Below are 18,647 nucleotides of genomic sequence, written 5' to 3' on the forward strand. Positions count from 1 at the left end.
CGCTCCTGCAGGACCGTGTCATCGAAACCCGGTCAGCGAAGGAGCTTCGGTGAGTTGCATGCCAAGGCCATGACCGAGCCGCCCGACATCGCCTTCCCCCTGGCCGATTGTTTCGGCCATGGCGCGGTAGAGATCGGCGCTGGTCCTGCCCGGTCTGGCTATGGCCATGGCGGCGCGGATCGCCGCAACCAACGTTTCATGGGCGCGCCTGACATCTTCCGTGGCGTGTCCGATTGCGAAATTGCGATCGAAGTCGCGGAAGTAGCCGTCTCTTGTGGCTCCGGTATCGAGCATCAAGACGTCACCTTCCTCAAGCGCCTGACCGGTAGGCGGTGAAATCACGTCGCCATAGCCGCCCTTGCCGGCGCCACCGACAAGGTAGGGAACATCATCGGCACCCTGGGCAAGGAGCTCGATCCGGAACGCCCGAAATGCGTCCTTGAGTGTCTGGCCCTTGCGGAACAGGTCCGGCGGATTGGCAAATGCCGCGGATCCGATTGCACAGATGCCGCGCAGCTTTTCGAGTTCGGTGTCCGACTTCACCATCCTGAGGCTCTGGATCAGGCCGGTGGCGTTGACGAACTCGGAACCCGCCAGGCAGGTCTGCAGAGACCGGAAGTCTTCAAGCGGCATGCGCAGGCTGCTTTCGCGGCCCATTGGCATCCCGATTGTCTCAAAGTCTTTCAGAACGTCTGTCAGCAGTCCAATCCCCTCGTCCTGCGGGTGCGGGGCGGAAAAGGTCCTGATGTCGTCCAGCCAGGTGGTGGCCATCAGATGAGCGCCGATCTGCGGGATCACGGCAATTGGCTTGCCATTTGCCGGCAGCACCAGAAACCAGGGCCGGGTCGGGCTCTGCCAGAACAGTGTCCTGAACCCGGAAAAATAGCGGACCTCCGCCTCGGTGGTGAAGAAAAGCGCATCGAGACCGGCTGCGTGCATGGCCTGTTGCGCGCGCTCGGTGCGCGCGGCGAATTCGGTCTCGGGAAAATCCGCGTCAGACATCCTCCGGGCCTTCCGAAAGATAGCAGAGGACGCGCGATCCCGGTCCCAGACCCAGGGCGGCGGCATGCGGGCCCGCATGATGCAGGGCGGCGATCCCGGCGGCGCCTGAAGGTGTGGTCGCCAGGTTGTGCGCAGAAAGCAAGGCGACGGTGTCCGCCGCTACCGCGTCTGAAATCGTCGTGAACCAGTCGGCTTCCCGGGCGAGGTATTTCAATGCCAGATGCGAGGGCTCCTTGCAGTCAAGACGCCCCATGGTCGACACCGGGCCGGGGGCGGTGACCGCTTTTCCGGCCTTTATGCTGGCCAGAAGGGCCGGCGCGTATTCCGGCTCAACGACCACGATGGTCACGTCCTGGCCCCAGGTGGCGCGCGCGCTCAGGGCGCAGGCGGCGGCCAGCCCGCCGACACCCGCCTGCAGAAAGACATGGGTCGGCGGTTCCGGTATCTGCCGTGAAATTTCGTCCCCCATGATCAGGTAGCCTTCCATGACATCGCGCCCGGCGTCGATCATGCCCGGCCAGGTGCTGTCGGGAAGAAGGACCCAGCCATTGACTTCCGCCTGTCTGGCCGCTTCGGACATGCTGTCCTCATAAGTGGCGCCGGTTCTCACGACCTTCGCGCCCTTCTGCCGAAGCCTGACGGCAAAGGCTTCAGGCACCGTTTCGGAGACGAATACAGCCGCCTTCGCTCCATAGAACGGCGCACCGGCTGCGAGAGAAAGACCGTGATTGCCCGCGCTTGCGCAGGCGAAGGTCATGCCTTCTAGAGCATTGCCAAGGTCTTCGGCACTGCCGTCACGGACTTTTCGGCCAGCCCGTTTGGCGATCGCATAGGCAGCGCCCAGCGCCTTGAAGCTGCCAAGTCCCATCCGGCTGCGTTCGTCCTTGATGGAAAGCGCACCGATACCGAAAATCCCGGCAAGATCCGCCGCATCCAGAAGCGGAGAGGGGTGTCCGTCGGGGCTCCTTTCCAGAAAAGAGGATGCTTCCGAGGCTGTGTCGGAGATGTTGCCGACGGCGAGGCCGGCATTTTCCGGCAGGCCCTTGCCCCGCCAGGGATTGTCGAGTGCGTCCATGCTTTTCCCCGATGCTGTTGTGCCTGCAGGTCATCAGCAGTGGCGCCTGAATTCAAGTCTTCCTTTTGCCATGACAGGGCGATGCCGGGTTGCGGCTTCATAAAAGTGATTTCAGGACTTGAAAAGAATCGAAACATCAAGATATCATGAATTATGGATATATATGTGAATGACGCCTTGAGCGCCTTTGGCGCGCTCAGTCAGAAAACCCGGTTGGAGGTGTTTCGTCTGCTGGTCGGCGCAGGCCCCGCAGGGATGGTAGCCGGGGACATAGGCGAAGCGTTGGGCGTTCGCCAAAACACGATGTCGGCCAATCTGTCGGTGCTGCTGCAGGCAGGTCTGGTTCGGAACGAGCGCGAGGGCCGCGCTGTCCGCTATTTCGCCGACATGGAGACAACGAAGGGTTTGCTGACGTTTTTGATGGCCGACTGCTGTGGTGGTCACCCGGAGCTTTGCGCGCAGGTCCTTGAAGCGGTGGCCTGCCGGAAACCGTCGTTCGTACAAGGAGACTGAAATGTCTGACGGTGTTTATAACGTGTTGTTTCTCTGCACCGGGAATTCCGCCCGTTCCATCATGGCCGAGGCCATTCTGAACCGTGACGGCGGGGGCAGGTTCAAGGCCTATTCCGCCGGATCCAATCCTGCCGGCGAGGTGCGCCCGGAAGCTCTGGCGCTGCTGGAGAAGCTCAACTTCAAGACCGATGGCCTGCGTTCCAAGGACTGGAGCGAATTTGCCGAGCCGGGGGCTCCGGTCATGGATTTCGTTTTCACCGTCTGCGGCAACGCGGCCAAGGAAAGCTGCCCCGTCTGGCCGGGCCAGCCGGTGTCGGCCCACTGGGGGCTGCCGGACCCGGCGGCGGTGGAAGACACGGAGGCGGAACGGCAGGTCGCCTTCAACGAGGCGTTCCGGATGCTCAACACCCGGATCTCGATCATGACAAGTCTGCCCATGGCCTCTCTCGATAAACTCTCCCTGCAGAGGAGGCTCGACGAGATCGGCAAGACCACCCGCGATCCGGCCTGAAGGCACAGCCTGAAGAACTGTCGGATGCCCTTTCGCCTTCATTTATGAGGCGATACCCCAAAACAGCAAACCCCTGCGTTCAGACGAGCGCAGGGGTTTTGCTGTCAAGGACAGGTCAGTCAAGTGGGATGCCGGACGCCAGCGTCCGGTACAGGCAATCCAGTGTTTCCATGCCGGCAGGGATGGCGGAATTGCTCTGCGAGGTATTCCCGATTACTTCAGGACGGGCAAAGGGCCTGGAAGAAGGGAGGGCACTGCAACTCCACCCGGCGATTAGACGCGATAACCTGCACGGTTTCATTGGATCCCGTCGATGCGGCGTGAGGGGCTGGCGCCGTGTGCTGAGCGGCATCCACGGCCGCACCTGCTGATGATGCGGTTGCGATAACCGAGAAAACTGCTGCTGAGATAAGTGTCGTCCGGAACATGTCCGTCTCCTTCAAGTCATTTGAACCAGGGCTTGCAGGAGTCAATTTAGGGTGGCTTGCCGGATCGCGCCTGTGCCGCCCGTCACTCCGGTTCATGCTGCCCGGAGTGACGGCAAGATTTACTGGTCAGGAGGCGTGGGCCTCAGGCCGGGGCGTTGCCTTCGCGCGCCGGGCGCAGGGTCAGCAGGGCGATCACCAGGGCCGTCAGCGCGCAGACCGCGACCGCGCCGGTGAGCGGCAGCGGGGTGCGATCGAAGAACGGGCTGCAGATCAGGATCATCACGCCGCCGGACACCATCTGGAAGGTGCCGCCGAGAGAAGACGCCATGCCCGCATGTTCGCCATGTTCCTCCAGCGCCATGACCATGGTCGGAGCGATGACCTGACCGAGGCAGCTGTTGCCGATGAACAGCAGGACCATAAGCACCGGCAGGTCATCGATGCCGTTCCAGACCAGCACGAAGAGCAGCGAAGTTGCCGCCGCGAAGCCGCAGACGGCCACAAGGGCGACGCGCGCCATGCCGAAGCGCTCCCCGAGTGTCGCGGCGAATTGCGACGACGCGAAGAAGCCGACCGCATTGATCGCGAAGACAAGGCTGAAGCCTGTCGGTGTCAGTTCGTAACGGGTCATGTAGACCAGGGGCGCGGCGGCGAGGAAGACGAAGAAGCTGGCGAGCGAGAAGCCGGCTATCAGCGTCAGACCCATGAAACGCGCATCCTTGAGCAGGTAGAGGGCACTGCGAACCATCGCCACCGCATCGATGCGGCCGCGGCGCTCCGGCGGCAGGGTTTCAGGCAGCAGAAAGGCCATTTGGACCATTGCGGCGAGTGCGATAACCGCGAGAGTGCCAAAGATCAGGCGCCAACTGCCGAACTGGATGATCAGGCTACCGGTCAGCGGTGCCAGCATCGGCGATATGCTGATGACCAGCATGACAAGCGCCATGAGCCGGGTCGCCTGGCCGCCGCCGGGATACAGATCGCGTACAACCGCGCGCACGATCACCATCGGCGCGGCAGCGCCGAGCGCCTGAATGAAACGGCCGAGCGTCAGCGTGCTGACATCGGCCGCGGTGGCGCAGAGTGCGGATCCGGCGATGAACACAACGAGGCCGATATAGACGGGCGGCTTGCGGCCGAACCGGTCGGCCAGCGGCCCGTAGAAAAGTTGCGCGAGACCGAAAGCGATGAAATAGACCGTGAAGGTCATGTGAACGGCTGCGTCGTCCGTGTTCAGGGCCCGCACAATCTCAGGCATTGCGGGGAGGTAGAGGTCGATTGCAAACGGCCCGACAACGGCCAAGAACCCCAGCACGACGGCGGAGCGAACAAACCCGATCTGCATAACAATATCCGATAAAAACCGCGCCAAACCTGGGTTGGCGCAAAAGTGAAGAGCCTGCAGACTGAAAGAACAAACAATGGGTGTCCAGTCTTTTCTAGCCTCAAGCCTTGCGGAAAACGCATGTCTGGGTTGCGCTCAGGGCCTGTGGAATTTGCCGGGCCGAACTCATGCGAACTGAAAAACCTCTCAAGGCATAATTCGCCCTTGGGTCATGAAACCTTCATCTAAGTGTCACCTAACCTGTAATCTCCGACACTAGCTTGCCGCCACCTCAACCCGACAATATGGGAGCTAGTGCAATGGCGAATCTTAGTGGGTGTTTCCTGAAAGGTGTCAGTCTTGCCGCCTTGTTCGGCCTTGGAGCCGTATCGGCGGCACAGGCGGATTATTTCGAGCGTATCAATACCTATCCCGTCTACAAGACACTCCCGGAGGGTGCCGATCCGGCTACGGAGACGGTCGCGGAAATCATCTACGCTTCCAAGGATGGCCGTACGCTCGTATTCACCGACAGCCCGGGCGGGGACATCGTTTTCGTCAATGCCGCCAATCCGCTGAACCTTAAGCCGATGGGGCGCACGGCCCTGGGCGGCGAACCGACGTCCGTCGCGGTTGGCGCCAAGGCGGCCTATGCCGGTGTCAACACCAGCGAGGATTACGTCAACGCCAGCGGTCATCTGGCGGTTATCGCCCTGGACAGCCTCGGCATCACCGCGAAATGCGATGCCAAGGGGCAGCCGGACAGCATTGCCATTTCCGCCGACGGCAAGTTTGTCGCCATCGCCATCGAGAACGAAAGGGATGAAGATCTGAACGACGGCGCCATGCCGCAGATGCCCGCCGGTCATCTGGCGATCTTCGATCTCGACGCCAACGGGATGCCGTCCAACTGTGACTCGGTGCGCATCGTCGACATGACCGGTCTGGCCGAGGTGGCACCGGGCGATCCGGAGCCGGAATTCGTTTCCATCAACTCGAAGAATCAGGCCGTCGTCACGCTGCAGGAAAACAACCACATCGCCATCGTCGACCTGGCGAGCGGCGAGATCGTCAGGCATTTCTCCGCCGGAACGGCGTCCGCTGAAAACATTCCGGTCACGAAGGCCCGCATGAGCGATGCGTCCGGCTCCACCGAAAACGTCCCGCGCGAGCCCGATGCGGTCGCCTGGATCGACGACGAGCGTTTCGTCACCGCCAACGAAGGCGACTACAAAGGCGGTTCGCGCGGCTTCACCATCTGGAACGCCGCAGGCGAGGTGCTTTTCGACAGCGGCAACCAGATGGAACATCTGGGCATGGCGCACGGCCACTATCCGGCCAAGCGCGCCGCCAAGAAGGGCACCGAGCCGGAAGGCGTGGCGGTCGGAGAATTCGGCGGCGAGACGCTGATCTTCGTCAACTCAGAGCGCGGCAACTTCGTTGCGGTCTACAAGGACACCGGTGAGGAGCCGGAATTCGTCCAGTTCCTGCCGACACATGTGGGTCCGGAAGGCCTGGTGGCGATCCCGAACCGCGATCTCTTCGCTGTTGCCAACGAAGTGGACGAAGATGGCGTGCGGGCGCATGTCTCTCTCTACAGATTCGGCGCGCAAGCTCCGTCCTATCCGTCCGTGGTGTCCGCCATGGATCCGGAAAAGCATGCTCCGATCGGCTGGGGCGCGCTCTCCGGTCTGAGCGCCGACCCGCAGGATGCGGATACGCTCTACGCGGTCAGTGACAGCTTCTATGACGATGCCCGCATCTTCAAACTGGACATCTCCTCCGTCCCGGCACAGATCACCTCCTATGTCACCGTTCAGGGTGGCAAGCAGGCGAAGCTGGACCTTGAAGGCATCTCTGTTGCGAAAGACGGCGGTTTCTGGCTGGCTTCCGAAGGTCATCCGGACAAGGAGCTGCAGCACCTGCTCCTGAAGGTGGGCACCGACGGCACGGTTGAGGAAGAAATCACCCTGCCGGAAGAGCTGGTTGCCCAGGCGCAGCGCTTCTCCTTCGAGGGTGTTGCCGAGTTCGAGATGAATGGCGAGACCCTGGTGGCCGTTGCCGTTCAGCGCGAATGGAAGGACGACCCGAAGGGTATGGTCAAACTGGCCATCTACAACCCTGCGAAAAAGTCGTGGGGCTTTGTCCACTATCCGCTCAACGCGCCGAAAAGCGCCGCCGGTGGCTGGGTCGGCCTGTCTGAAATCGTCTCCATGGGCAACGGAAAATTCGCCATCCTGGAGCGGGACAACAAGGGCGGTGAGGATGCTGCCATCAAGCAGATCACCACGATCTCCCTCGACGGCGTGACACCTGCCGCCTATGGCGAAGAGCTTCCGGTTCTGGAAAAGCACTTCGCGATGGACATTCTTCCGGCCATGGCGGCCGGCAAGGGCTGGGTGCTCGACAAGCCGGAAGGCCTGACCATCACCGCCGACGGCCGCCTGATCCTGGTCACCGACAACGACGGTGTTGACGATGCGCCGGGCGAAACCCAGCTGATCGATCTGGGCCCGGCATCGCGGCTGCACTAAAGCGACAAGTCAAAGGTCCTCCCAAGACCTGACGAAAGACCCGGTGGCTTAGGCTGCCGGGTTTTTTGTTTGCTTCCTGGAGACATCGGCAAGCGCGTCGAAAATGAAACGGACAGATGGGATGACGTCGCAGGAAACGAACCGTCCGTTCCCGCGTCGTTCATGGCTGTATGGCAAGCTCCGCGTTTTGTCGTATAGGGAAGCGATGATCTTCCTTTCGATCCTGCCCGTCTTTTTCATCCCATGAGTGCCAGCCTCATCGGTCTCTTCGGGATTTCGTTCCTGGCTGCGACGCTGTTGCCGGCCCAGTCCGAACTCGGGCTTTCCGGCCTGATCGCCACCGGAACCGATCCGGTGGTGCTGCTGGTCGCCACCGCCAGCCTCGGCAACACGCTCGGCTCCATGGTCAACTGGGGGCTCGGGCGCGGCGCGGCGGCGTTCTCCGGGGCGCGCTGGTTTCCGGTCAAACCCGAAAGGCTGGAGCGGGCGACGGGCTGGTACCGCCGCTATGGCCGGTGGTCGCTGCTGATGAGCTGGGCCCCGGTGATCGGCGACCCGCTGACCCTGGCGGCCGGCGTGCTGCGGGAACCCTTCTGGAGCTTCACCCTGCTGGTGGCGATTGCCAAGACAGCGCGTTATCTGATCGTTGCGCTGGTAACCCTGCAGGTGTTTTGACCCCAAGCCCCGTGTCCTGCATCTGGTGGTTCACCTTTTCGTGCTGACTGGCTCCTCACCGGACAGGGTGCGATGTTGCTCCGTCTTGAAAACTAGCGACATGTGTCGTATATCTGGCGTCAATTGACGCAAAGGTGCATGTAATGGAAGCGGCACAGGTGGAAAGCGATGTCGGGCGTGCCGTCGGGCTTCTCGGCGGGGAGAAGGCAATCCACGCCAGGGTCCGAAACGCGATGGACGCGCATGAGGTTCTGCTGAAGGGCCTGCCGGCCGATGCGCTTCTGCATCTCGTCTCGGCGGTGACATTTCTGGAACGGGGCGACGCCCTTAAAAAGGCAATCGGGCTCAGTCTGCGGACGTTGCAGCGGCACAAGGCCAAGAGCGCCCCGCAACTCCTCAGCGTAGAGCAAAGCAACCGGGCCTGGCGTTTTGCGGAGATCTTCGCCCACGCTATCGATGTGATGGGGAGTGAGGAAGCTGCGGAAATCTGGATGAACAAGCCTGCAATCGGCCTCTCCAACCGGAAACCGGTCGATCTTCTTGCGACCTCGGCCGGGGTCGAGGCGGTCGAGGAATATCTGACCCGCCTGGAATACGGGGTCTATGCGTGATCCCGTTACCGTCTCCGCTTGGCTCGGGCGAGATCAGGCTGTGGCGTATCGACCAGGAACGCCATTACAGGACGTGGCACACGGGAGAAGGCGTCTTCCGGGTCGGCGGGCGGTGGAACACGCCGGGTGTGCAGGCCGTCTATGCGTCGCTGGATCCGGCCACGGCCTGCCTCGAGGTGGCCGTCCACAAGGGTTTTGAGGTTCTGGACGTGGCTCCCCATTATCTGACCTCCGCTCGGATTATCGATCCATCGAAGCTCCATGTGGTCGGGCCTGATGCCATCGGCAATCCGAACTGGATCACGCCTGCCTCTCCGGGCAAGAACCAGCAGAAATTCGGCAATGATCTTCTTCGCAAACATGGTTGCATCCTGATCCCCTCTGCCGTTTCCCGGCATAGCTGGAATCTGATCTTTGACGCGGATCAGGCTGACGGCCTATATGACGATGTTGCCCGGGAGAGGTTTGCTCTCGACCACCGGCTGCAGACCGCCTCCTGATTCCGCCCTTCCCAAAGCGCCAATCCATCGTCATGGTGCGCTCATGAGCGCATTGTTTGAAGAACTGGATTATTCGCCCACGCCAATCGGCGCGATTTCGCTGCGCCGGCGGCATATTCTTGCCCTCAAGACCGATGTCTTCGAGATATTGCTCGGCGAGGAGCACTTGATGTCGAGCCTGTTCACCGCGTCCGAAGTGGCGCTGGCGGATATGGGGCTTGCCGCGTTGGGCGGCGGGAACCTGGATGTGCTGGTCGGCGGGCTGGGCCTTGGCTACACCGCCCAGGCCGCGCTGGCGCATGATGCCGTTGCCGGGCTCACGGTCGTCGATCTTCTGGAGCCGGTGATCCGCTGGCACCGGGAAGGGCTGGTGCCGATGAAAACCGAGCTGGCCGATGATCCGCGCTGCAAGCTGGTGCAAGGGGATTTCTTTGCCCTGGCGGCTTCGGAAGCCGGTTTCGATGCGGGGCGGCCCGGCCGTCAGTATGACGCCATTCTGATCGACATCGATCACACGCCGGACCGGTTGCTGCATGGCGGGTCGCAAGGGTTCTACACGGCGGATGGCTTGCGGGCTCTGAAGCGGTTCGTGAAGCCGGGCGGGGTTATGGGGCTCTGGTCCGACGAGGCGCCGGATGAAGCGATCACGGGTTTGCTCGGGCAAGCCTTCGAAGAGACCTGGGCCGAGCCGGTGGTGTTCGCAAATCCCCTGCAGGACGGGCGCGAGGTTACGCAAGCCGTCTACCTGGGCCGCAAGGGCTGAGCTGAAACTCCGTCTTCCATCCGCCTTCTAATCGAGAATGCTGCCACGCCAGACCAGGCGTGACTGAAGCGTGACCGTACGCGGGGTGTCGTCCGCCGCTTCGGACAGATAGGTGATGGTCGCATCGGCGATATCCTCCACCGGCTGGCGAAACGTGGTCAGGTTGTAGCTTTCCCAGGACGCCTGCTCGATGTCGTCGAAACCGATCACGGAGACATCTTCCGGCACGCGCAGCTTGAAGCGGCGGCGGGCAGCGTCGACCACGCCGCAGGCAACCAGATCGGTCGCGCAAAAGATGCCGTCCGGTCTTTCCGCGCCGGTCAGAAGCCGTGTGCCCACGTCAAGACCTGTCTGGTAGGATGTCATTCCGCTTGCTTCCTCAAGGACCTCGCTTCCCGCTTCGGCGGCGGCTGCGCGAAACCCCCTGCACCGATCCTCCAGGCTGGGCGTGCCTGCCAGGGAGGAGGCAAGCGCCGGACGGGTGCACCCTGCGGCAGCAAGCGAGGCGAAAGCCTGACGCCCGGCGGCAAAGTCGTCCACCCTGACCCGCAAGGTACCCGGCAGTTCCTCGTTGCGGTTGATCAGCACCAGACGCATGCCGTTGCGAAGACAGGTTTCGGCCAGCGAGGCATCGGGCATGCCGGACAGAACGATGGCGGCGTCCGTGCGATAGGAAATGGCCTGCCGCAGCGCATGGGCAACGCTTTCGTCCGAGCGGTCCGTATTGATGAGCAGTCCGACCTTGCCTGCCGCCTGCAGTTTCTCGGACAGGTTGGCGAGCAGAAGGGACCGGTAGGGCGTCTGGATCTCGGCCGAGATCAGTGCCACGATGCCTGTCCTCGAGGTCAGCAGCCCGCGCGCAAGATTGTTGACGTGATAGCCCAGTGTCTCGGCTGCCGCGTGCACCTTTGCCCGGGTTTCGGAAGAGACGGATGCACCGGGTGTAAACGCCCGGGAGACGGCTGTACGTGACACGCCGGCCAGTTCCGCAACATCCTTCGCGCTTACCTTGTTCTTGATCATGTCACGTCTCCGCAATGCTGTGCATCTGGCTCTCTCTATCTAATTATAGCAAATTTTTGACACTTTCTTGACAAGAGCCGATGTTGATTGCAATTTAATGCACAGGTGTGCATAGCATCTATTCCCAGATTTTTGGGAAAATGGGAGGAAATCATGAAGTCATTGAAATATGCCCTTCTGGGCGGTCTTGCCGTGTTGTCCGCCAGTGCGATGGCGGACGAGCTGAACCTGATCTGTTCGGCTGACGTGGTGATCTGCGAAAAGCTGGTCAGCGAATTTGAGGCCAGTCATTCGGACATCGACGTGAACATGGTGCGTCTGTCGTCGGGAGAGGCTTTTGCAAAGATCCGGGCGGAGGCCCGCAACCCGCAAACCGATCTGTGGTGGGGCGGCACCGGCGACCCGCATCTTCAGGCCGGTCAGGACGGGCTGAGCGCGAAGTATGAATCGCCGATGCTGGGTGAGCTGCAGGACTGGGCGCAAGGCCAGGCCAAGGTCTCCGACTATCATACCGTGGGGGTTTATTCCGGTGCGCTCGGCTGGGGCTACAACACCGAAATCCTTGAAGGAAAGGGCATCGCGCCGCCGAAGTGCTGGGCTGATCTGCTTGATCCGGCGCTGAAGGGCGAGATCCAGATCGCCGATCCGAATTCGTCTGGCACTGCCTACACGACGCTGGCGACGCTGGTGCAGTTGCTCGGCGAAGACGAGGCGTTCGACTTCCTCAAGAAGATGCACGCCAATGTCTCGCAATACACCAAGTCGGGCAGTGCGCCTGTGAAGGCCGCCGCGCGCGGTGAAACCGGCCTGGGGATCGTGTTCCAGCATGATGCCGTTGCGCAGGCTGTGGCCGGTTTCCCGATCGGCGTTGTCGCTCCTTGCGAGGGAACGGGTTACGAGATCGGCTCCATGTCGATGGTCGAGGGGGCACAGAACCCCGAAGCTGCGAAGACATTTTACGATTGGGTGCTGACGGCGGAAGTCCAGAGCATGATGCCGGAGGCGGGTTCGTTCCAGATCCCCTCCAACGCCAGTGCAGAGGCGCCCAAGGAAGCTCCGGACCTGTCGACGATCAAGCTGATCGACTACGACTTCGCCGAATACGGCAGTGCGGATCGGCGCAAGGGGCTTCTGGCGCGCTGGGATAAAGAGGTCGGCTCGTTGCCGCTCCAGTAAATCCCTGACAGGGCGGGTGGCCTTCCGGTCACCCGCTGCCTTGCCTTCCAGACCCATCGGACCGATCCATGACATCCAGAGACAACCGCAGGCTCGATCTGATCCTTGCGGCCGGGGTCTTCGCGTTGATCGCGTTGCCCTGGTACCGCATTCGCTCGGGCTTTTTCAGTTTCGAATGGCTGGAAGATTTCATTTCTTCAGAAAAACTCTGGCCGGGTTTGGTGCAGGGATTGACGGGGCGCTGGCAGCTCTGGCCGGTTCTGGCGCTGCTCGTCGTTGCCGTCTTGCTGCGGTTGACACAGGCTCCCGGAAAACGCGGTGGTGCGCTGATTGCCGTCGGCGCGGCGGGTCTCGCCTGGATGCTGGCCGAGGGGTTGGCAATCGGCCTGCGCGGCTGGAACTGGGGTCTGCTTGAAGCGACCTTCGGGGATGTCGCAGGACAGCAGGCATTCGGTGCCGGCGCCGTTGTGCTGGGCACGCTCTTTGCCCTGATGATCGCCTTTGGCGCTGCCGAGCGCGGCGCCCTCAAGGGCGATGCCTTCGTGCTGGGCGCGATCACGCTGCTGGTGCTGCTGGTCGCGACGTTTGTTTTCTATCCGCTGGTGTCGATGTTCACCGGCGCGTTCCAGGAATTCGACGGGTCGTTCACCAGCGAGGGCGTGCGCCGGAACATCGTCGATCCGAAAATCTGGTCACTGGCCTGCTTCTGGGGTGGAAACTGCGGCGTCGCATGGCGCACCTTCTTCCTTGCGATCTGCACCGCGACCGGGACGACGCTGCTCGGCCTGGTGTTCGCGCTGGTGGCAACGCGGACGGGCTTCAGGTTTAAGAAATCGCTGCGCCTGCTGACGGTGCTGCCGATCATCACGCCGCCCTTCGTCGTCGGTCTTGCGCTGACCATGCTGCTGGGGCGTTCCGGATCGCTGACCCAGGTGATCGAGGCGGCCACAGGCTGGGAACTGGGGCGCTGGCTTTATGGGCTGACCGGCATCTGGATCGCCCAGATGCTGAGTTTCACCCCGATTTCCTTCCTCGTCCTGATCGGGGTCGTGGACGGGATCAGCCCGTCGATGGAAGAGGCCAGCCAGACGCTACGATCCGACCGCTGGCGGACCTTCCGCAAGGTCTCGCTGCCGCTGATGGCTCCGGGGCTGGCGAACGCCTTCCTGATCGGCTTCATCGAGTCGATGGCCGACTTCGGCAACCCGCTGGTGCTGGGCGGTTCCGGCGGAGTGCTGTCGACGGAAATCTTTTTCGCCGTGGTGGGGGCGCAGAACGATCCGTCCCGCGCGGCGGTGCTGGCGATGATCCTTCTGTTCTTCACCCTTTCGGCCTTCCTGGCGCAGCGGCTTTGGCTGTCCGGCCGCAACTATGCGACGGTGACCGGCAAGGGCGACGGCGGGCGGCATATCAGTCTGCCGCGCCGGGTCGGCTGGCCGGTGATCACCGTGGCTGTCGCCTGGGCCGCCTTCACCATCACGGTCTATGCGATGATCCTGTTCGGCGGTTTCGTGAAGATCTGGGGTCTCGACCATTCCCTGACGCTCGACCACTACGCCAAGGCCTTCGGCGTTGGCTGGGACAACGGTGTCCTTTGGACCGGCGTTGCCTGGGACAGTTTCTGGACGACGATGGAGATCGCGCTGATCGCCGCGCCACTGACCGCGGCGGTGGGGCTGCTGACCGCATGGCTGATCGTGCGTCAGAGGTTCCCCGGGCGCGGGGTGTTCGAATTCGCGCTGATGATGAGCTTTGCCATTCCCGGCACGGTGATCGGCATCAGCTACATCATGGCGTTCAACCTGCCGCCGCTGCAGATGACCGGCACCGCGGCGATCCTGATTGCCTGCTTCGTCTTCCGCAACATGCCTGTGGGCGTGCGCGGCGGGGTGGCGGCCATGGCGCAGCTCGACGGCTCGCTTGACGAGGCATCCCTGACGCTGGGGGCCAGTTCCGGCCGGACCATGCGCAAGGTGATCCTGCCGTTGATGCGCCCGGCGATCCTCGCCGCACTGGTCTACAGTTTCGTGCGGGCAATCACCTCGATCTCGGCGGTGATCTTTCTGGTCAGCGCGAAATACAACATGGCCACGGCCTATATCGTCGGGCTGGTCGAGAACGGCGAATACGGCATCGCCATCGCCTATTCCTCGGTCCTGATCCTGGTGATGATCACCGTCATCGGCGGCTTCCAGCTGCTGGTCGGGGAACGCCGCATCCGGCGGGGCGAGGAAAAGGCCGCCAATTCCAGTTTTTCTGCAAAGGAAGCACGAGCATGACGCAGACAAAAGGCGCTGTGGCGTTCCGCAACGTGCGGAAGACCTTCGGCAGTTTCACCGCCATTCCCGATCTGACGCTGGACATCGAGCCCGGCAAGCTGGTCACCCTGCTGGGGCCGTCCGGCTGCGGCAAGACAACGACGCTGCGGATGCTGGCGGGGCTGGAAAGCCCGACGGACGGGCAGATCCTGATCGGCGGCGACGATGTCACCCGCCTGCCTGCCGACCGGCGCGACGTGTCGATGGTGTTCCAGAGTTATGCGCTGTTCCCGCATATGCGCGTCGGGCAGAACGTGGCCTACGGGCTGGAAGCGGGCGGCATGAAATCGGCCGAGGCGCGCAAGCGCGCGGAAGAGGCGCTGGAACTGGTGGGCCTCTCCGGCCTTGCGGGCCGGTTGCCGGCGGAACTCTCCGGCGGTCAGCAGCAACGCGTCGCTGTGGCCCGGGCGCTGGTGCTCGAGCCACAGGTGCTTCTGCTGGACGAACCGCTGTCGAACCTCGATGCACGGCTGCGCCGCAAGGTGCGCACGGACATTCGCGAACTGCAGCAGCGGATCGGTCTCACCGCCGTTTACGTCACCCACGATCAGGAGGAGGCGCTCGCCGTCTCCGACACCATCGTGGTGATGAAGGAGGGCAAGGTCGCGCAGATCGGCACGCCCCGCGAACTTTACGAATCCCCTGCCTCGGACTTCATCGCCGACTTCATCGGCGAGGCGAATGTGGTCGACGGCCGCGTGCTGTCGGTGGAAGGCGATGTTGCGCAGGTCGAGCTGGGCGGCGTGACGCTGTCCTTGCCGTCACGCGGCCAGTCGCCCGGACCCACGCAGATATCGCTGCGCTCGAACGCGCTGAAAGTGACGGTTGCCGGAAAGGGCGATGGAACGGGCATAAAGGGCACCATCGCCTCTTCTGCCTATCTCGGCGATCACGTCGAATATGAAATCGACGGCCCGCTGGGGCGGATTTTCGTGGTCGACGATGAGAGCGACACGCCTTTGTCATCGGGCACGGGGGTTGCTCTGGAAGTGCGCCCGCGCGGCGTTGCGCTGATCCCGGGGACTGCATGATGCTGAATGATCTGAATGCGGAACGCTTGAGCCTGGCGGTCGATCTGGCCCGCCGCGCCGGTGACCTGGCGCTGGAGTATTTTCATCGGCGCGATGCGCTGGTCGTGGAGACGAAACGCCATGTGACCGATCTGGTGTCCGAGGCGGACCGGGAAGTCGAAACGCTGATCCGCAGCGCCCTGGACAAGGCCTTTCCGGACGACGCGCAACTGGGCGAAGAGCACGGGCTGAGCGAAGGCCGGTCCGGCTTCACCTGGGTGATCGATCCTATCGACGGGACCGCGCCGTTCCTGAACGGCTTGCCGGGGTGGTGTGTTTCCATCGGCGCCTGCGACAGCGACGGCCCGGCGCTGGGCGTGATCTACGCACCGGTGCTGGACGAGCTTTTCGTGGCCTTCCGGGGCCAGGGCGCGACGCTCAACGGCGCGCCGATCCGCGTGCTCGACGGCGATCTGCGCGCCGGTCTGCTGGGCATCGGCGCGAACGACCGGGTGGCGAGCAAACGCGTCGGCCAGATGTTGACCGAGCTGATGGACGCCGGCGCCGGCTGGATGCGCTACGGCTCCGGCGCGCTGATGCTGGCCTGGGTCGCCGCCGGCCGCCTGACCGGCTACGCCGAACCGCGCATGAGTGCCTGGGACTGCATGGCGGGCTATGTCCTCATCCTTGAGGCCGGCGGCCGCGTTCTGCCCTTCCCCGACGGCCCGGGCCTGACCCTCCCCGCACCGGTTCTGGGCGCCTCGTCAGGGGCGTATGATGAACTTCGGGATATTTGTGCTTTTGGGTCTGCGCCGGATTGGTAGAGGTTGGGGGAGGGTGGTTGGCCTTCTTGCTTGCGGGCCATTCACCAACGGAAACGTGTCTCGGCGGGTTCATCTGTCCGCAGTCGGGTTCAAAAATCAATTTGCCGACTGTCCGCTTCGGACGTTTGGTGGTTCATAATCAGATGTCCAAAGCCGCCATTCGTTGCGAACTGATCGAACGCCCAGAATGGGCGAAAAGTGGACATTTTCTGCGGGACAACTGAACAGCAGATCTCACTTGAAAGTGGCCATTCATTTGGTAGATACCCGCGCCTGGCTTGGAATGATTTTCCGTGAAACTCAAAGGGTTCTTGCGGGAGGTGACGCGCGACTTTCGTGCCCCACAGAAACGGCAAGACTCGCGTATTTCGACGATGGTTGTAGACACACTGCCAAAGGGCGGCAAAGGTCGTTTTGTGGCCGCGCGAGCCAAGCGCTCCCGCCTCTATTGAATGCCCGGACAGCGTGGTTTGCAAATCGTGACTCAGCCTCCGCGCAAATTACACGCGCTTAGATTGTATTTTGAGATTCGGCGCGTATACCTTAGAGTTGTATTAAAAGGCCATTTTGTTCATTTTATTTGAGAAATTCTGAAATGAGAATTGGTAGGATCACTTGTGCAGCGCTTTTCGCTTTTCTTGCGTTACAACCTGTCTTGGCTCAAAGCGACGACAACTTGCTTATCGGCGCATGGAAAATTGCTAATCTGCATCACGAAAACAGCCTAGTCTCGAGTGATCGGATTTCCCAAGCCAAACGACAAACAGGGATTGCGTTTGAAAGGAACAGGAAATGAGCAATGGCATCAGAATTCTCGCCGAACTTCACCCGATTTTTTTGGTTTGTCTCGGGATAGGTATGGTCGCATTGGTGTGGGTTCTGTCTTCAATTTCTTTGTACTTGCAAAAGAACAGGGGGCTTTCGCTTGCGGACGCAAAGGAGGAAATGGAGGTCCGAAAGGCCTTTTTCACGATTGCCGGTATGATCGGTATTGTAGTTACGCTTGCCTTCACAGCCTCCGAACTTTCTGTTGCTGTTCGGGCAGAGAACCGAGAGCAGCTCTATGCAGCATTGGGGCAATTGGCCGCCACCGACGCACAAGGCCCCGAGGTGAGCGCCGCTGCGCTTCTTCAACTTGGCAAGCTTGGCGCTACGTCTGAAGATGATTTGCCGGCGCTCGTTCGCGTTGTGAATGCATATTTGGCAGCCAACGCGAAGTCCCCGGTGACAGAGCATAACGATAGCGATGTCACCCGACCAGATATCGAAGTAGCGATGTCGGTGCTGTCCGATCTCGTAAGTGAGAAACCCGATCTTGGGTCGCTGGTTAGATTAAAGGGATTGGACTTGCGATATCTCCGCGCCCACGAACTATTCCTACCATACGCACGTCTTATTGATGTCAATCTGAGTGGCGCGTCACTGAAGGGTGCTGAGTTTTCAAACGCCGAGTTTGTCAGCGTTGTGATTGAGAACGGAAATTTTTCCGAGGTTGGCCTTTCAGGATCTTCCCTCCGAGGGCTGGTTTTAGCTGGTACGCCTTACAAGGGCACCGGTTTTTGTGAAAGTGACGCTGACAATCGCCGCATTGAAATTGACGACCACGTTCGCTGGACTACAGAGGAGTGCCAAAATGACTGAGGACATTGACAGACTGCGCAGGCTGCTTGTGACCACTTTATGCGCGAGCCCGTTTGTTTTTCCTAACGTTCTGCACGCCAATTCCCTGCAAGTGAATTTCTACTATGCTCGCAGTGGTCGTTTTACGGCCTATGGCTCTGACAACGTCTTTTCTGGAGGACTGTTGATCGATCCGGACATTGCTGGAGAGCTAGAGCAAGAGCTTACCCAAAGATCTAAGGCGGCTGGTTACCTTCTCGATCTTACCGTCGGCACCAATCGAAATTTGCCAGCTCTCCTCTCTCTTTCTCTCGAGGTGCTGTCAGAATTCGACGTGGGGCTCTTCTTCGCAGCTACATTGACGAAAGAAGGTGAGATCGAACCCGACATTCTTACACCGGTCAGAACGCAGCATGAGGCCGACTTTTTCTCCGCTGGTTAGTAACCGGCCGATTGTTACCGCGGCGATTGGGCCTTGACGCGGGCAATGACGTGGGGATCTGAGACGAAGTCATCGAGGAAGCCGTTCCAGTTTTCGGTTGAGCTTCTGGCTTCGGCGAGCATGTCTTTCAATTCGTGGATGCCGTCGTCGGTGAGCGCTGTAATATAGTCGTCCTGACCTGTTTGGACGCTGACGATGCTGCCATAGGTCAGGTTGTCATCGTTTTCGACGATGGCCTCCAGGAGCTCGAGGTCTTCACCTTGCAACTGCGCGACACAGGCGAGTGTGGTGACATGAG

Annotated in this window: 18 protein-coding genes; 13 read left to right on the forward strand and 5 right to left on the reverse strand. The window is 61.4% G+C overall.

The window, feature by feature from the left end:
• Positions 1-18: 18 nt before the first annotated feature.
• The gene (locus tag OA90_RS24445; protein ID WP_208986294.1) at positions 19-1,002 is read right to left on the reverse strand and encodes a Xaa-Pro peptidase family protein; all 984 of its coding nucleotides are present in this window, start codon (positions 1,000-1,002) and stop codon (positions 19-21) included.
• Positions 995-2,077, reverse strand: coding sequence for a pyridoxal-phosphate dependent enzyme (locus OA90_RS24450; protein WP_068419036.1), 1,083 nt, complete (start codon positions 2,075-2,077; stop codon positions 995-997). Before OA90_RS24450 ends, OA90_RS24445 begins: the two co-directional genes overlap by 8 nt.
• Before the next feature lie 153 nt (positions 2,078-2,230).
• On the opposite strand from OA90_RS24450, the gene OA90_RS24455 reads away from it, so the two are divergent.
• A complete protein-coding gene (locus OA90_RS24455) occupies positions 2,231-2,590 on the forward strand; it encodes a metalloregulator ArsR/SmtB family transcription factor (protein ID WP_068419039.1) in 360 nt (119 codons plus the stop codon).
• A 1-nt stretch (position 2,591) separates the two neighbouring features.
• Positions 2,592-3,101 carry an arsenate reductase ArsC gene (locus OA90_RS24460; protein ID WP_068419041.1) on the forward strand — a complete coding sequence of 170 codons (510 nt, stop codon included), beginning with the start codon at positions 2,592-2,594 and terminating at the stop codon, positions 3,099-3,101.
• A gap of 570 nt (positions 3,102-3,671) precedes the next feature.
• On the opposite strand, the gene OA90_RS24465 is transcribed toward OA90_RS24460, so the two are convergent.
• Positions 3,672-4,874, reverse strand: coding sequence for a multidrug effflux MFS transporter (locus tag OA90_RS24465; protein WP_068419045.1), 1,203 nt, complete (start codon positions 4,872-4,874; stop codon positions 3,672-3,674).
• Between the two features lie 299 nt (positions 4,875-5,173).
• On the opposite strand from OA90_RS24465, the gene OA90_RS24470 reads away from it, so the two are divergent.
• From OA90_RS24470 to OA90_RS24495, 5 genes are all read left to right on the forward strand, one after another.
• Complete coding sequence (locus OA90_RS24470) at positions 5,174-7,387, forward strand: esterase-like activity of phytase family protein (RefSeq protein ID WP_068419048.1); 2,214 nt, start codon at positions 5,174-5,176, stop codon at positions 7,385-7,387.
• 243 nt (positions 7,388-7,630) lie between these two features.
• The gene (locus tag OA90_RS24480; protein ID WP_068419055.1) at positions 7,631-8,062 is read left to right on the forward strand and encodes a YqaA family protein; all 432 of its coding nucleotides are present in this window, start codon (positions 7,631-7,633) and stop codon (positions 8,060-8,062) included.
• Between the two features lie 143 nt (positions 8,063-8,205).
• Positions 8,206-8,673 (forward strand): antitoxin Xre/MbcA/ParS toxin-binding domain-containing protein, encoded by a 468-nt coding sequence (locus tag OA90_RS24485; protein WP_068419059.1) that lies wholly within the window; start codon positions 8,206-8,208, stop codon positions 8,671-8,673.
• Complete coding sequence (locus tag OA90_RS24490) at positions 8,670-9,173, forward strand: RES domain-containing protein (protein ID WP_068419061.1); 504 nt, start codon at positions 8,670-8,672, stop codon at positions 9,171-9,173. Before OA90_RS24485 ends, OA90_RS24490 begins: the two co-directional genes overlap by 4 nt.
• A gap of 43 nt (positions 9,174-9,216) precedes the next feature.
• Positions 9,217-9,936, forward strand: a complete 720-nt coding sequence (locus OA90_RS24495) for a spermidine synthase (protein ID WP_068419068.1) — start codon at positions 9,217-9,219, stop codon at positions 9,934-9,936.
• Between the two features lie 27 nt (positions 9,937-9,963).
• On the opposite strand, the gene OA90_RS24500 is transcribed toward OA90_RS24495, so the two are convergent.
• Positions 9,964-10,959: a LacI family DNA-binding transcriptional regulator gene (locus tag OA90_RS24500; protein ID WP_199823829.1), complete on the reverse strand. Its 996-nt coding sequence runs from the start codon at positions 10,957-10,959 to the stop codon at positions 9,964-9,966.
• 153 nt (positions 10,960-11,112) lie between these two features.
• Between OA90_RS24500 and OA90_RS24505 the strand changes: the two genes are divergently transcribed.
• The 6 genes from OA90_RS24505 to OA90_RS24540 all read left to right on the forward strand — a co-directional run bounded on the left by OA90_RS24505 (position 11,113) and on the right by OA90_RS24540 (position 18,349).
• Positions 11,113-12,135, forward strand: coding sequence for an ABC transporter substrate-binding protein (locus OA90_RS24505; protein WP_068419070.1), 1,023 nt, complete (start codon positions 11,113-11,115; stop codon positions 12,133-12,135).
• A 68-nt stretch (positions 12,136-12,203) separates the two neighbouring features.
• On the forward strand, positions 12,204-14,414 hold the full coding sequence (locus tag OA90_RS24510) for an iron ABC transporter permease (RefSeq protein WP_068419073.1): 2,211 nt from the start codon (positions 12,204-12,206) through the stop codon (positions 14,412-14,414).
• Positions 14,411-15,484: an ABC transporter ATP-binding protein gene (locus tag OA90_RS24515; RefSeq protein WP_068419076.1), complete on the forward strand. Its 1,074-nt coding sequence runs from the start codon at positions 14,411-14,413 to the stop codon at positions 15,482-15,484. Before OA90_RS24510 ends, OA90_RS24515 begins: the two co-directional genes overlap by 4 nt.
• A complete protein-coding gene (locus OA90_RS24520) occupies positions 15,481-16,287 on the forward strand; it encodes an inositol monophosphatase (RefSeq protein ID WP_068419080.1) in 807 nt (268 codons plus the stop codon). Before OA90_RS24515 ends, OA90_RS24520 begins: the two co-directional genes overlap by 4 nt.
• A gap of 792 nt (positions 16,288-17,079) precedes the next feature.
• Positions 17,080-17,928: a pentapeptide repeat-containing protein gene (locus OA90_RS24535; protein ID WP_068419087.1), complete on the forward strand. Its 849-nt coding sequence runs from the start codon at positions 17,080-17,082 to the stop codon at positions 17,926-17,928.
• Complete coding sequence (locus tag OA90_RS24540) at positions 17,921-18,349, forward strand: hypothetical protein (RefSeq protein WP_068419089.1); 429 nt, start codon at positions 17,921-17,923, stop codon at positions 18,347-18,349. Before OA90_RS24535 ends, OA90_RS24540 begins: the two co-directional genes overlap by 8 nt.
• Positions 18,350-18,363: 14 nt before the next feature.
• On the opposite strand, the gene OA90_RS29115 is transcribed toward OA90_RS24540, so the two are convergent.
• On the reverse strand, positions 18,364-18,647 hold a 284-nt coding region (locus tag OA90_RS29115; protein ID WP_244274682.1), incomplete at its 5' end, for a hypothetical protein.

It is taken from the genome of Labrenzia sp. OB1, from assembly GCF_001624695.1.
GTDB lineage: Bacteria > Pseudomonadota > Alphaproteobacteria > Rhizobiales > Stappiaceae > Roseibium.

Excerpts from the sequence above, each read along its gene's own strand:
- OA90_RS24515 (WP_068419076.1), top strand. The coding sequence starts at position 14,411 with ATGACGCAGACAAAAGGCGCTGTGGCGTTCCGCAACGTGCGGAAGACC.
- OA90_RS24445 (WP_208986294.1), bottom strand. The coding sequence starts at position 1,002 with ATGTCTGACGCGGATTTTCCCGAGACCGAATTCGCCGCGCGCACCGAG.
- OA90_RS24500 (WP_199823829.1), bottom strand. The coding sequence starts at position 10,959 with ATGATCAAGAACAAGGTAAGCGCGAAGGATGTTGCGGAACTGGCCGGC.
- OA90_RS24535 (WP_068419087.1), top strand. The coding sequence starts at position 17,080 with ATGAGCAATGGCATCAGAATTCTCGCCGAACTTCACCCGATTTTTTTG.
- OA90_RS24465 (WP_068419045.1), bottom strand. The coding sequence starts at position 4,874 with ATGCAGATCGGGTTTGTTCGCTCCGCCGTCGTGCTGGGGTTCTTGGCC.
- OA90_RS24450 (WP_068419036.1), bottom strand. The coding sequence starts at position 2,077 with ATGGACGCACTCGACAATCCCTGGCGGGGCAAGGGCCTGCCGGAAAAT.
- OA90_RS24470 (WP_068419048.1), top strand. The coding sequence starts at position 5,174 with ATGGCGAATCTTAGTGGGTGTTTCCTGAAAGGTGTCAGTCTTGCCGCC.
- OA90_RS24460 (WP_068419041.1), top strand. The coding sequence starts at position 2,592 with ATGTCTGACGGTGTTTATAACGTGTTGTTTCTCTGCACCGGGAATTCC.
- OA90_RS24480 (WP_068419055.1), top strand. The coding sequence starts at position 7,631 with ATGAGTGCCAGCCTCATCGGTCTCTTCGGGATTTCGTTCCTGGCTGCG.
- OA90_RS24540 (WP_068419089.1), top strand. The coding sequence starts at position 17,921 with ATGACTGAGGACATTGACAGACTGCGCAGGCTGCTTGTGACCACTTTA.
- OA90_RS24495 (WP_068419068.1), top strand. The coding sequence starts at position 9,217 with ATGAGCGCATTGTTTGAAGAACTGGATTATTCGCCCACGCCAATCGGC.
- OA90_RS24510 (WP_068419073.1), top strand. The coding sequence starts at position 12,204 with ATGACATCCAGAGACAACCGCAGGCTCGATCTGATCCTTGCGGCCGGG.
- OA90_RS24520 (WP_068419080.1), top strand. The coding sequence starts at position 15,481 with ATGATGCTGAATGATCTGAATGCGGAACGCTTGAGCCTGGCGGTCGAT.
- OA90_RS24505 (WP_068419070.1), top strand. The coding sequence starts at position 11,113 with ATGAAGTCATTGAAATATGCCCTTCTGGGCGGTCTTGCCGTGTTGTCC.
- OA90_RS24485 (WP_068419059.1), top strand. The coding sequence starts at position 8,206 with ATGGAAGCGGCACAGGTGGAAAGCGATGTCGGGCGTGCCGTCGGGCTT.
- OA90_RS24455 (WP_068419039.1), top strand. The coding sequence starts at position 2,231 with ATGGATATATATGTGAATGACGCCTTGAGCGCCTTTGGCGCGCTCAGT.